The sequence below is a fragment of the Streptomyces sp. HD genome (genome assembly GCF_028369295.1).
GTDB lineage: Bacteria > Actinomycetota > Actinomycetes > Streptomycetales > Streptomycetaceae > Streptomyces.
This window is the reverse complement of the sequence record NZ_JAQMYP010000022.1, coordinates 34987-48681: the sequence shown is the minus strand read 5'-3', so window position 1 is coordinate 48681 and position 13695 is coordinate 34987. Positions and strand designations below refer to the sequence as shown.

The window sequence follows — 13695 nt, the reverse complement described above, 5'->3', positions numbered from 1 at the left end:
CGGCTCGAAGAGCGACCCGAAGAGCGGGCCTGCCTACGCTCGTTTCCGAACCGAATTGAAGAGCAGCTCAGGCAATTCAGCGGTACTGATCTTCACGGAAAAGGAAACCGAAATTGTCTCTCGGGTCGGAACTGACGTCGGTGGCCGTTCGGCCGGAAATTCACGCTCCGTTCAGCCGCCAAGACCTGTCATTACTGGACGCGGTGGGACAGTGCGGTGACCTGGGGGAGGTCGCCCGGCGGGCCGGGGCGCGGCACGCCGCCGTGGAGCGCCAACTCGACCGTCTGGACCGGGCCGTCGGGCTGCCGCTCACCCTGCGCAGCCGGCACACCGCCCGGCTGACCTCGGCGGGTTCGCGGCTGCTCGTCGCCGGGCGCCGCTTCTACCACCAGATCGACCTCGCCGCGCGCACCCATATCTTCGGCCACGGCTCCGAGGCGGTGGACGCCCCGGAGGTGCTGTCGATCGCCTCCACCGAACCGCTCCTCGAAGAGGTCGTCGAGGACGCCGCCGCCCTGCTGGGCCTGCTGCTGTCGGTCCGGCACGAGGCGCCGCACCGGGTCACCGGGCAGCTGGCCGGCTATCACGTGGACGCCATGTACACCTGGAGCCTGGACTCCCCGCGCCACTCCCTGGACCGGACGACCCGCACCTATGCCGTGCTCGACGACCCGCTGTGGGTGATCCTGCCGCGCGACCATCCGCTCGCGGGCCGGGAGACGGTGTCGCTGGCCGATCTGCGGGACGAGACCTGGGTGTCGGAGACCGGGCCCACCTCGGAGATCCTGGTGTCCCGGGTCTTCCAGACGGCGGGCCTGCCGTCGCCCACCCGGCTGCGCGTCACCGACGCCTCGGTCGCCCGGGGCATGCTGCGCCGGGGGGACGCGATAGGGCTGGGCTCCCCCACCCATCCGGCCGTCCTCGATCCCTCGCTGGTCCGCCGCTCCCTGGCGGAGCGCCCGCGCCGCACCACGAGCCTGCTCGTCGACCCCACGATCGTGCCCCGGGCGGTGGCCCGGCGGCTGGCCGCGCTGATCGCCGACCGGCATCTGCGGCGCTTCGCCGAGCAGCACCGGGACCTGCTGCACGAGTCCTGGTGGGCGAACTGGTACGTGGAGCACGCCGAGCGGCTCGCCGACGACGCACCGGACCCGGCCCCGGCTCCGGTGCCGGCCGAGACCCGCAAGCTGGACGTGGCGGACCTGCATCTGCTGCAGGCGGTGGCCCGGCACGGCAGCATCAACCGCGCCGCCGCCGTGCTGTGCATCAGCCAGTCCGCACTCACCCGCCGGATCCACCGCCTGGAGCAGTCCCTCGGCGCCCATCTGCTGCTGCGCAGCCCCCGGGGCACCGAACTGACCGGCCCCACCCGCCGTTTCCTGCACCAACTCGCCCGCTACGAGGCCGAGTTCCGCGACTCGGCCGCCGCCTGCCGCACCGTCGACCACCCCCTCCCGCCGGAGCACTGGCCGACTCGGCACGTGACTCCGGCGGGGCTGTCGGGGGAGGCGGGGTGAACGGACCCGGCGCCCAGAGCCTGTGAAGAAACCCCCGTCGTCCGCCCGAAGGGCGGGCGCTGCGGCGTCGTGGGGGCACCTCCTGCCCGAGCCGTGCGAAGCGCGGTTCGAGGGTGGGGGAGCGTGCGATCGCAAGGCGCCGGAGCGCCCTCGATGGGGGTGCCCCCGCGCGAGCCGTGCGAAGCGCGGTTCGAGCGTGGGGGAGGAACCACGTGGGCGTTTCGGCAACGCCGCTGGGGTCCCCCCTCCGGGGGAGTGCGTGCCAGACGCCGCAGCGCAGGCGGGGGTTTCTTCACAGGCTCTTACTTCGCGCCGAGGGCCACGTAGTCGTACATCCCGAAGGACCCGGTGACGTACACGTGGCGGGCGTCCGGGTGGCGGTACAGGAGGGAGCGGGGGTAGAGGTACGGCACGATCACCGCGTGGTCCATGGTGAGGCGGTCGATGCGGTGCCAGATCTCCGCGCGGCGTGCCGGGTCGGCGCAGGCGGCGCCCTCGTCGAGGAGGGCGTTGATCTCCGGGTCGTCGAGTTCGCCCATGTTCTGGTTGCCGCGCTCCTTGATCGCCCGGCCGTCGGTGATCTGCTGGAGGAAGCCGTAGCCGTCCGGGAAGTCGGCGCCCCAGCCGAACATGATGATGCCGATGCCGTGTTCGCGCAGGTACTCGGGGCAGCCGCCGTAGCGGTCGAAGTAGTCGCCGGAGGGGAAGTCCAGGACCTCCGCCTCGATACCGACCCGGGCGAGACCGGCCGACAGCGCCTCGGCGGCCCGGTACTCCTTGAGCCGGTCCTTGCGGGCGGCGATCTTCGTGCGGAAACCGTCGGGCATCCCGGCCGCCTTGAGTTCGGCGCGGGCCGCGGCCAGGTCGCCGGTGGCGTGCGGGCCGACCGGGTAGCGGTCGAAGGGCCGGTAGCCGTCGAGGGTCGGCGGCAGGATCGTGGTCGCGATGTCGCCGCCGACGGGGCCGCCGTACGCCTCCTGCATCGCGGCCTTGTCGGTGGCGAACTGCACGGCGCGCCGGCAGTGCACGTTGTCGAACGGCGCGATCCGGCTGGACAGGCAGTAGATCCAGGTGAAGCCGCTCAGCGGGTTGTCGGCGTTAGCGCGCAGCGCCGGGTCGGCGAGGATGCGCTCCTGGGTGGAGGGCTGCACCCCGAAGCCGGCCAGGTCGATGTGCGCCTCACCGTCCAGCAGCATCCGGTCCACCTCGTGCGGGTCCTTGCCGAGGTGGACCTCGATACGCCCGGCCCGGCGCACCCGCACCGGGTCGGTGGCCGGGTCCCAGTGCGGGTTGGGCTCCAGGACGGCCAGTTCGCCGCGGGTGTAGGAGGCGACCCGGTACGGTCCGGTCGCCACCGGCTTCAGCCGGTACCCGGCGCCGGTGTCCAGGCGGCGCGGCACCGGTGTCGTGCTCGGCATCGTCGCCAGCAGGTCGAGTCCGGCGAACGGCTCCTTCAGCCGGAAGACGAGGGTGCGCTCGTCGGGGGTCTCCAGGGTGATCGGGCCGTCCACGTCCGGCTCCCGCCACGGGCCGCCGTAGTCCGTGCCGAGCAGATGCCGGAAGTAGGTGGGGCCGGCGCCCAGTACGTCGGTGCCGTAGTTGCTGCGGGCGATCGCGTACTTGACGTCGCCGGAGGTGACGAGCGTGCCGTCCTCGTAGCGCAGCCCTTCACGCAGCCGGTACGTCCACACCCGGCCGCCCTCGGAGGACTCGCCGAGGGACTCGGCCAGGTCGGGCACGAGCTGCTGGCCCGCCTTGCCCGGGGCGGTGTCGAAGGTGACCAGGGTCCGGCCGATCAGCCGGAGGAAGTTCCAGGTGTAGGCGTAGTAGGTGTTGCCGGGATCGAGTGAGTCGAAGTCGTCCGTGCGGACGAGCCGGAGCGTGCCGCCCTCGGCGTCGGTGGAGCGGACCACACCCCGCACAGCGGCGTCGAAGTCCTCGTCCGTGCTCGTCGACCGAGTGGTCTCCATGGCCCTCCAGCCCTCGTCGCGTCGCGTTCCCTCACATCGTGCGGGGACGCTGCGCCGGACGAGGGCCGGAGCGGGGCGTGCGCATAGCCGGGGGCCGGTCGGTATAGCCGGGGCGGGGAGATGCCGGAGACCGCGAAGGGCCCTCCGCCCTTGCCCGCCGGAGGGCGCGCCGTGCCCGCCGCGCCGGCGGCTGATGTCACCTCGGTGCGTGCGGGCCTGCGGGCGCGCGGGCGGCCGCGAGGCGCCGGATCCGCCCTCGGCGGGGCCCCCGCGCGGAGAGCCGGGGGAACGCGTGCCGCACACCGAAGGGCGGACGGGGCCCGGTCACAGGTCTCAGGTCGTGTACTCCGAGTTGAGCCGCACGTAGCCCTCGGTGAGGTCGCAGCCGTAGACGGTGAAGGCACCCCGGTCGATGCCCAGGTCGATGCCGATGACGACCTCGTCGCCGCGCAGGTGCTCGGCGACGGCGGCGCGCAGGGTGTCCTCGTCGTGGTCGTCGCGGGCGGACGGCGGGTAGACCTCGACCTCGCCGAAGCGGACGGTGACCCGGTCCTGGTCGATGTCGGTGTCCTCGGAGCACTTGCCGATCGCCATGACGACCCGGCCCCAGTTGGGGTCGCTGCCGTGCACGGCGGTCTTCACCAGCGGGGAGTTGACGACCGTCTTGCCGACCCGCTTGGCCTGGGCGTCGTCACGGGCGCCGGTGACCTGCACCTCGATGACCTTGCTCGCGCCCTCGCCGTCGCCGGCGATGTCCTTGACCAGGGCCAGCGCGACGGTGTGCAGGGCGCGCTCGAACTCCTCCGGGTCGACGTCCCCGGCCATCCCGTTGGCGAACAGGGCGGCCGTGTCGCTGGTGGAGGTGTCGGTGTCGATGCTCACCGCGTTGAAGGTGCGGTCCATGACCCGGCGGAAGATCCGGTCCTGCTCGGCCGGGTCGAGCCGGGCGTCGGTGGCGAAGAACGTCAGCAGCGTCGCCATGTCCGGCTCCAGCATGCCGACCCCCTTGGCGATGCCCACGAGGGTCGCCTCGCCGACCCGCACCCGGACCTCCTTCGGCCGGGTGTCGGTCGTCATGATGGCGCGGGCCGCGCGGTCGAAGCCGCCGTCCGGGAACGGCAGGGCGAGCGTCTTGAGGTGGTCCCGGATGCTCTGCATCGGGTACTGACGGCCGATCACCCCGGTGGAGGCGATGAGGAGTTCGCCCTCGGGCACGCCGAGGGTGCGGGCGACGGACTCGCGGATCTCGCGCGCGTTGGCCTCGCCCTCCGCCCCGGTGGCGACGTTCGCGTTGCGGGCCAGCACCACCACGCCGCGGGCCCGGCCGTCGGCGCTCGCGTCCCGGCACAGCCGCACGCTCGGTCCGGCGAACCGGGAGCGGGTGTAGACCGCGCTCACGACCGCCGGGACCGTGGAGGCCAGCACGGTGAAGTCGTCGCGGCCGTCGTCGGCCAGTCCCACCGGCGCCGTGTGCACGACGAAGCCCTGCGGGGCGGCCTGCGGTGCGGTGTCGGACATGTCAGCGTCTCCTGTCGCAAGGGATCATGAACTACATCTTTGCCTGCATCTGTTCCTGCATCTTTTCCAATGAGTCAGCATATTCATGCGCAACGGCCGTCGCCCCCCACCGAGACCGGTGGAGGGCGACGCCCCTGTCGCTACGGCGTTCCTAGCGACGCGGCGAGAACGAGACGACGTCGCCCGCCCGCTCACCGCCGGACAGCTGGCCGTTGCGGTCGGTGCGGATGTACACCCGGTGCAGCCAGCGGTCCTTGCCGTCCCAGCGCGGGCTGAACGGCGTACGGGCGTGCGTCGTACGGAAGTTGTCGATGATCAGCACATCGCCGGGGATGAGCTTGACGCCCACGGTCACGTCGTCCAGAGCCTTGGACAGGGCGGCGACCGCCTCCTTGTCCTCCGGGTCCTCGGGCGCCAGCAGCTCGCGGTCGTAGCCCAGGTACGGGTCCTGCGGATCGCCGTACAGCGGCTTGACGTTGGCGATGGCGCCCGGGTCCTCCACGCCGCCGCGGAAGGCCACGTCGACACAGCAGGGCATCGGGCGGTCGAACAGCCGTGCCCGCGTCTCCTCGTCGAGCAGCGGCAGCGCCTTGCGGACCGACCCGACGAGGGTCTCGGCCTTGCGCTCGTGGTCGGCGCGGGAGCAGGCCAGCATGACGTAGTTCGGCTGGAGGACGTGGTACGCCATCTCCGTGTGGAACTCCAGCAGGGTCTCGGAGGTCTCCGAGGAGAGGTAGTGCGCGCCCGGCGACGGATACACGTCGTGGTAGACGGTGCCCGAGCGCAGCTCCTGGTACCCCGTGTGCAGCCCGAGCCGCCGTCCGGCCAGCGCGAGCATCGCCTCCATCACCAGGCGCCGGCGGTCCTCCGGGGCCGGGGTGGAGGTGGGCGTGACGGGCAGCTCGTCATCGTCGACGGGCAGCCCGCGCAGCAGCAGATAGCCGTCCTCGCTGCCCTTGGCGTTGAAGGTGTCGAGGGCGGCGGCCAGTCCCTCCGGCAGCCGGTCGGCCAGCTCCTTCGCCTGCTGGAGAAAGCCGTACAGGTCCGCGCGCGGCACGTCCGGCAGCTCGGCGGCGAGCGCGAGGAGCGGCTCGCGGTACGGGGTGCAGTCAACTATCGGAGAAGCCATGACGCGATGTCTCCTTCACATCTGGTGTGGTGGGCGCGTTCACATCTGGGTGTGATGGGCGCGGGCGTACTGGTAGAGCAGTTCGGCCCCGATCTCCGTGGCCAGGACCGAGGTGATCCCGCCGTGGTCGTACAGCGGAGACACCTCCATCACGTCGAAGCCGACCGGCTTGAGGTCCCCGACGCAGCGCAGCAGGGCGAGGACCTCGCGCGAGCTGAGCCCGCCCGGGGCGGGGGTGCCGGTGCCGGGGGCGAAGGCCGGGTCGACCACGTCGACGTCGACCGACACATAGACCGGCCGGCGGCCGATCCGCTCCCGGATGAGGTCGGCGGCCCCGCGTACGCCGAGCTCCCCGAACTCGTCGGCGGTGACCACGCGTACGCCGTGGCCGCGGGCGTAGTCGAGCGAGTCGGGCTTCGGGTTGTGGCCGCGGATGCCGAGCTGGACCATCGCGGTGGGGTCGATGAGCTTCTCGTCGATCCCGTGCCGGAAGGGCGTGCCGTGGTGGTAACGGCCGCCGTAGAACGCCGGGTTGGTGTCCGAGTGGGCGTCCAGGTGCAGTACGGCGACCGGGCCGTGCTGCTCCGCGACCGCGCGCAGGGCGGCCACGGTCAGCGAGTGGTCGCCGCCGAGCATCAGGAAGGCGGCGTTGGCCTTCAGCAGGGTGCCCAGGTGCCGCTGCGCCGTCTCGATCGCGATGTTCATGTCGAACGGGGTGAGGTCCATGTCCCCCGCGTCGACACAGTTGATCAGGTCGAAGGCGCCGGGCCCGCGGTCGATGCCGACGCCGTGGATGAGGCCGGACTCGTTGCGGATGGCGCGCGGGCCGAACCGCGCGCCGGGCCGGTAGCTGGTGCCCCCGTCGTACGGGGCCCCGATGACGACGACGTCGTAGCCGCGGGGATCACGCTCGTGCGGCAGCCGCATGAACGTGGGTATCTGGGCGTAGCGGGGCGAAACGTGCGAGTCGATGCGCTCCACGGTTTCAGCTCCCCTCCTGGAGATGGGTGACGGTCGGGGCTGGGGCCTGGCGGGCGTGCGCGGTCCTGCCGCCTGTCGCGCTCATGCCGCCCCTCGCCCGAACCGGTCGGCCACCGACCGCACCACCTCGGCGGTGCTCACCTGCGAGGGGTGCCGGCCGGCCGCGACGGTCAGGGCGAACAGGTCGCGCACCACCTGCCGCTTGGCTTTGCCGACCGCCTCCGGCGCGACACCGTGCTCGGCGAGCAGCCCGGAGAACGACGACGTGGTGCCCGAGCCCTCGTGGACGCCGAGCTTGGGCCGCAGCACGGTCTCCTCGGGCAGCGCGTCGGCCAGCGCGGCACGCAGCACCCACTTGTCCCGGCCGTGCCGGCGCTTGAGCCCGGCCTCCAGCGGGACGAGCAGGTCGAGCACGTCCCGGTCCCAGTAGGGGTGGGTCGTCCAGTGGCCGGCGAGCGTGGACAGCACCGGGGTCATCTCGTTGAGGCCGTCGAAGGTCGCCATGTCATGGGCCACGGCGGTGTCCAGGTTCGGCAGCCGGTCCTCGCGGTGCATGCCCGCGAGCGGAATGTCCGCGCCGTACCCGGTGAGGATCCGGCGCGGCGGGCCGTCGAGCGCGCGGTAGAGCGCCACCAGCGGCAGCAGGTACTCGATGATGTCCGGGTCCACCGACTCCGACGCCCAGACCGCGTACGGCAGTTGGGCCAGCAGGTCGGCGGCGGGGACCGTGATCTCCCGGTGCCGGCTGCCCAGATGGTCGACGACCACCCGGGCCTGGGCGAACTCGTCGGAGGTGTCGGTGCCCATGGACACCGTCTCCAGTCCGCCGGCCGCCCGGTGCGCGCAGGCCGCGACGCCGGAGGAGTCGATGCCGCCGGACAGCACCACCAACGGCGTGGCGCCCGACGGCACCCGGGCCGCGACCGCCTCCTCCAGGGCCGCGCGGACGGCCGCCACGGCCTCGTCCTCCGGCATGATCCGCCGGGCCAGGGGCGGGGTCCAGGTGCGGTGGGCCTCCGCCGTGCCGGACTCCAGGTCGATGTCCAGCACCGCGCCGGCCGGCACCTGGTAGACGCCCGCCAGACCCGGCACCCGCCGGGCGTCGGCGAGCGGGAAGCCCCGCGGCGCGTCGTCCCCGGCGAGTGTCTTGGCCTCGGTGGACGCCCGGACCTCGCCCGGGCTCATCCGCACGTACAGCGGCACCGAACCGGCGTGGTCGGTGGCCAGCAGCACCCGGCGTCCGGTGCCGACGACGGCCGCGAAACGGCCGTTGACGAGCCGGAAGGCGTGCAGTCCGTAGCGCCGCAGCAGCCGCAGCAGCAGCTCCGCGTCGCCGTCCGGCCCGGCTCCCTCGGGCAGGACGGACCGCAGGGCGGCACGGTTGTAGAACTCGCCGGCGAGGATCACCGAGGTGTCCTCGTCGCGGGCCCGCGCGGCGTCCGGCGCGGTCCCGGGAGCGTGCACCAGCGTCGCGGCCAGGGTCTGGTCGCGCAGCGGGGCCTCGATGTGGGCGAGGCTGCCGCGGGTCGCGAAGACCACCTCGGGGACCGGGCTTCCGCCGGTGCGGGCGGAAGCCAGGAACCCGAAGGCAGCCGGGAAGTCAGCTGCCTCCATGGTCAGATGCTCAGGGCGGCGAAGCCACCCGGCTTGAAGTCGTAGCTGATGGGCACCTCGATCAGGAACGGGCGGCCGAGCTCGGCGCCCTTGCGCAGCGCCGCCAGCAGCTCCTGCCGGTCGGTCGCCCGGGTCGCGTCGACACCGTTGGCCTCGGCGAGGGCGACGAAGTCGACGCCGGTGAACTTCACCGCGGGGTCGTGGCTGCGGTGGTGACCCATGTTCTGGTACAGCTCGATCAGGCCGTTGGTGTCGTTGTTGACCACCACGGTCACGATCGGCAGGCCCAGCCGGGCGATGGTCTCCAGGTCGGCGCTGTTGGAGTGGAAGCCGCCGTCACCGGCGATGAGGAAGGTGGGCTGGCCGGGCCGGGCCAGCTGGGCGCCCATCGCGGCGGGGATGCCGTAGCCGAAGCTGGAGCAGCCGGCCGAGGTGAGGAAGCCGAACGGCTGGTCGGCGCGGGCGAACAGCACGCCGTAGTGCCGGAAGAAGCCGATGTCGGAGACGATCGTGCCCTCACCGGGTCCGGCGGCCTCCGCCATGACCGTGTTCATCGAGTCGATGACCTGGTGCACCCGCATGCCGTCCTCGTAGGCCTGCGGGTCCGTGAGGAACTCCGCGACGCGGGCGCGCAGCGGCTCGATGTCGTGCCGGTTCTTGGCCGCGAGCGAGGCCGTCGCCGCGTCCAGGTGCTCGACGAAGGCGAGCACGTCGGTGACGACGTCGACGTCGGGCCGGTACACGCGCGGGATCGGGTTCGCCGTGGGCGAGACCCGCACGGTCTTCTTCTCCATGCCCCGCTCCCACATGGAGGGCCGCAGGTCCTCGGCGTAGTCGTAGCCGACGGTGAGCACCAGGTCCACCGGGGCGAACAGGGTGTCCAGCGCGGGGAAGTCGAGGATGCCGTCCATGTAGCCGGTGACGGCGCCGTAGTTCAGCTCGTGGCCGTGCGGCAGGACGCCCTTGGCTATGTACGTCGTGATGACCGGGACGTTCAGCCGCTCGGCCAGCGCACGGATCGCGGGCACCGCGCCCGAGCGGATCGCGGCGGCACCGACCACCAGCACCGGGTGCTCGGCCTGCGTCAGCAGCTCAGCCGCCCGGTCGGCCTGAGCCTGCCAGCCGTCGGCGACCGCGCCGGTCGGCTTGGCCGGGGTGACGGCCGGCGGGTTCGGCACCGAGGTGTCGATGCCCTCGGAGGAGCCGAGCAGGTCGACGGGCAGCGAGATGAACGAGGGGCCCACCGGCTCGGTCATGGCCGCGCTCACGGCCGAGTCCACCAGGTCCGTGATCTCGTGGGGGCGCTGGAGCTCCACGGCGTACTTGGACATCGGCGCGATGATCGACACCGAGTCCAGGCACTGGTGGGTGTCGTTGGGGAAGATGTCGTGCGACTCCGACTGCGCCGCCAGCGCGATGACCGGGGAGCGGTCGAGCACGGACGTGGCGATGCCGGTGGAGAGGTTGGTCATGCCGGGGCCCAGGGTGGCCCAGCAGGCCTGCGGACGGCCGCTGATGCGCGCGAGGACATCCGCGGCGACACCGGCGGTGAACTCGTGCCGGGTCAGGACGAAGTCGATCCCCTCGACCTCGTCGAACAGGATCGAGGCGGCCTCTCGGCCGACCACGCCGAACACCTTCTCCACACCGTGCTCGCGCAGCCGGGACAGCAGGGCGTGCGCGGCGGTCGGCTTGTCGCTCGGGCCGGTCGATACACGGGACATGGGCGTCTCCTGACTCGGGCAGCTCTGGACGTATCTCGGCCACAGTGGCCGCGCTCCCTCTTCGCGCCCTCTCCCGGACATATCCGGGGATCGGGCGGAGAGAGAACGAAGAGCGACGACGGCCGAGAACCGATCTTCCGAGCGGGTGACGCAGCCACGGAATCGACCGAATCAAGCCAGTTAATTCGACAGGACCGATCACATCAGAAGGGCTTCGCGTATTGGCCCATTCCGATTCCGTTACGGAGTGTGACAGCCGGGGCGGCGCGCCCCTTGGACTTTCCGATGGTGCGATTGCATTCTTGTTTGTTTGCCGTTCCTTTGCCTGTAAATCGAGGTGATTCGTTCCACTTGTCCGCTCTCAGGCTTTCTTACATAAGTGGAGGTGTCCAGAACGTCACGTGCGAGGAGTGAAGAAAGAGCAACGACACATAACCTGGGGGCCATGACGCATTCCCGCACCCAAGGCGGCTATCCGCCGCCCCGCCGCCGCTCCACCGGCCGGACTGTCATAGCGACGTGTGCCGTACTGGCCGTGGTTGCGGGCGCCGGCTACTGGGGATACACCGCCTTGGCCGGCGGGTCGGGATCGGAAGACCCCCAGGTGGCGGAGGCGACGAAGGAGCTGGAGAGCTTCTTCACCGCCTGGGAGGCGGGCGATGCCCAGCGGGCCGGCACCTCGACGGACACCCCGGACAACGCCGAGTCGCTGATCAAGTCCGTGATGACGAACCTGGAGCCCTCCAGGACCGAAATCAAGGCGGGCACCGGCGACAAGAAAACGGAAGGAGAAGTCGAGGTTCCGTTTACCGTGAAGATGGCCCTCCCGGGCGCGGGCGAGTACTCATGGGACTCGAAGGCGAAGGTCATCGAGAAAGCCGGGAAGTGGAAGGTGGAGTTCCACACGGAGATGATTCACCCGGCGATGGTGCCGGGCCAGACTCTCGCCCTGGATTCCCGGGACCGCGCCGCGATCCTCGACGCGGACGGCGACGATCTCCAGTCCGCCTCCCTCGTCGGCATGGTGGACGAGAAGACCGGCAAAGGCATGTCCGGCCTCCAGGCGCGCTATGACAAACAGCTCTCCGGCGGCTCGGCCGCGACGAAATCCGTCGTGATCGTGGACCGGCAGTCCGGCCAGGTGGTGAAGAAACTCACCGGTACCGAAGCGGGCAAGGGCAAGCCGGTGCGCACGACCATCGACCCGAAGGTCCAGGAGGCCGCGGCAACGGCCCTGGAGGGCGTGAAGAAGAACGCGGCGATAGTCGCCATCGACCCCACCAACGGCAACATCCTGGCCGCCGCGAACATGCCCTCGGGCATGAACCGCGCGCTGGAGGGCCGTTATCCGCCCGGCTCGACCTTCAAGGTGGTGACCGCCGCCGCACTGCTGAAGCAGGGCATGTCACCGTCGGATCCCGCGAACTGCCCGAAGTTCGCCACCGTCGACGGCCAGAGCTTCGAGAACCAGGACCAGTTCGTACTCCCCGCCGGATCCACCTTCCGGGACAGCTTCGCCCACTCCTGCAACACCTTCTTCGTCAACTCCCGCGCCAAGCTGGGCGAGTCCACCCTCCACGACACCGCGGAGGCCTTCGGCATCGGCGGCACCTGGGACGTGGGCACGGTGACGTACGACGGCAGTGTCCCGGTCTCCACCAGCGACAACGACAAGGCGGCGTCCACCATCGGACAGGCCCGGGTCCAGGCCTCGCCCCTGGTGATGGCCTCGCTGGCGGCCACGGTGAAGGCGGGCGCCTTCAAGCAGCCCGTGCTGGTGCCCGACGCGGTGAAGAAGCGGTACGAGGCCCCGGCCAAGCTGGACTCGAACGTCTGGGAGTCGCTGCGCGCCATGATGCGCGCGACCGTGACCGACGGCGCCGGCCGGGCCCTGAAGGGCATCCCCGGCGAGCCGCACGCCAAGACCGGCACCGCCGAGTTCGGCACCGAGACACCGCCGCGCACACACGCTTGGATGATCGGCTACCAGCAGGACCAGAACCTCGCCTGGTCGGTCATGTTGGAGGACGGCGGCTCCGGCGGCTCGGACGCCGGCCCCGTGGCAGCGAAGTTCCTGAAGAACCTGACGGGGTGAGAGATGCCTTCTGACGTTCCGGACTGATCAGCGGTACGGGGGAACTTCCGCTGTGAGAATGCCGAAGTGAGGATGCCGACGAGCGCTGCCCGACGAACGGGCCGGTCGTCCGGTACGACGGCCACCGGCCGCGCACGGCCCCACTTCGGCGGCGACTGTGCCCCCATGTCCGACGGCGGTTCCACGACCGCCGTCTCATCCGACTTCCGTCGCCGGACCCTGCGCCATCGCCAGGGCTCCCGCATGAAGTGACAGGCGCGACAGCACCAGCAGTTGCCACCGGAGCCGCACCCGGGCCCGCACCACTCCCGCGGGTGAGGGTGGGGTCCAAGGACAGTAGGGGGAATCCGTCATGAGCACCTGGAACGACGTCACGATCAGACTGCTCGGCCCGTTGGCCCTGGTCAAGGAAGCCGAGTCGATACCCATACCGGGGCAGCGCCAGCGGCGCTTCCTCACCTCCCTGGCCCTACAGATCGGACACGTCATCTCCAAGGAGAGGATCAGCGAGGACTCCTGGGACGGGGAGCCGCCGCTGACCGTGTCGAGCCAGCTGCAGACTTCCGCCTGGATGATCCGCAGGGTCCTGGAGCAGGCGGGACTGCCCCGCGACACCCTCGGCTCGCACGACGGCGGCTACGAGCTGCGGGTGCCGCCGCAGTCCGTCGACCTGTTCGTCTTCCGGGACGGCGTCCGCAAGGCCCGCGACGAGTACGCCCTCGGCAAGCACCGGGAGGCCTCCGACCGGCTCAACACCGCGCTCGCCCTGTGGAAGGGGCCGGCCTTCGTCGACGTCACCTCCAGCCGGCTGCGGCTGAAGGCGGAGGCGCTGGAGGAGGAGCGGAACACCGCGGTCGAACTGCGCGCCCTGATCGACATCGGGCTCGGCCACTACACCGAGGCGATCAGCCGGCTGTCCGAACTGGTCGGCCACGCCCCGCTGCGCGAGGACCTCTACACCAGCCTCATGAAGGCGTACTACGCCGAGGGCCGCCAGGCCGACGCGATCCAGGTCTACCACCAGGCGAAGAAGATCCTGCGCGAGCAGATCGGCATCAACCCCGGCGCCCGGATGACCAACGTGCTGCAGGCCATACTGCGCCAGGACGAAAGGCTGCTGCAGGTGGGTCAGCCCGAGCGGCGCTGA

General features: G+C 71.2%; 9 protein-coding genes. 3 read left to right on the top strand and 6 right to left on the bottom strand.

Annotation, left to right across the window (positions count from 1 at the left end; genetic code table 11):
• Positions 1–203 precede the first annotated feature (203 nt).
• On the top strand, positions 204–1517 hold the full coding sequence (locus tag POF73_RS21960) for a LysR family transcriptional regulator (protein WP_443049587.1): 1314 nt from the start codon (positions 204–206) through the stop codon (positions 1515–1517).
• Between the two features lie 302 nt (positions 1518–1819).
• On the opposite strand, the gene POF73_RS21955 is transcribed toward POF73_RS21960, so the two are convergent.
• The 6 genes from POF73_RS21955 to POF73_RS21930 form a co-directional block, all read right to left on the bottom strand.
• Complete coding sequence (locus POF73_RS21955) at positions 1820–3487, bottom strand: ABC transporter substrate-binding protein (RefSeq protein ID WP_272118018.1); 1668 nt, start codon at positions 3485–3487, stop codon at positions 1820–1822.
• Positions 3488–3820: 333 nt separating this feature from the next.
• Positions 3821–5005 (bottom strand): bifunctional glutamate N-acetyltransferase/amino-acid acetyltransferase ArgJ, encoded by a 1185-nt coding sequence (argJ, locus tag POF73_RS21950; RefSeq protein WP_272118016.1) that lies wholly within the window; start codon positions 5003–5005, stop codon positions 3821–3823.
• Positions 5006–5156: 151 nt separating this feature from the next.
• A complete protein-coding gene (gene cs1 / locus POF73_RS21945) occupies positions 5157–6134 on the bottom strand; it encodes a clavaminate synthase Cs1 (RefSeq protein ID WP_272118013.1) in 978 nt (325 codons plus the stop codon).
• Positions 6135–6173: 39 nt separating this feature from the next.
• A complete protein-coding gene (gene speB / locus POF73_RS21940; protein ID WP_272118010.1) occupies positions 6174–7115 on the bottom strand; it encodes an agmatinase in 942 nt (313 codons plus the stop codon).
• Between the two features lie 81 nt (positions 7116–7196).
• Positions 7197–8729, bottom strand: a complete 1533-nt coding sequence (locus tag POF73_RS21935; protein WP_272118008.1) for an asparagine synthase-related protein — start codon at positions 8727–8729, stop codon at positions 7197–7199.
• 2 nt (positions 8730–8731) lie between these two features.
• A complete protein-coding gene (locus tag POF73_RS21930) occupies positions 8732–10453 on the bottom strand; it encodes a thiamine pyrophosphate-binding protein (RefSeq protein ID WP_272118006.1) in 1722 nt (573 codons plus the stop codon).
• Positions 10454–10898: 445 nt separating this feature from the next.
• Here POF73_RS21930 and POF73_RS21925 point away from each other — a divergent pair, with 445 nt between their 5' ends.
• Together POF73_RS21925 and POF73_RS21920 are read left to right on the top strand one after the other, a co-directional pair.
• Positions 10899–12548: a penicillin-binding transpeptidase domain-containing protein gene (locus POF73_RS21925; protein WP_272118004.1), complete on the top strand. Its 1650-nt coding sequence runs from the start codon at positions 10899–10901 to the stop codon at positions 12546–12548.
• Between the two features lie 352 nt (positions 12549–12900).
• The gene (locus POF73_RS21920; RefSeq protein WP_272118002.1) at positions 12901–13695 is read left to right on the top strand and encodes an AfsR/SARP family transcriptional regulator; all 795 of its coding nucleotides are present in this window, start codon (positions 12901–12903) and stop codon (positions 13693–13695) included.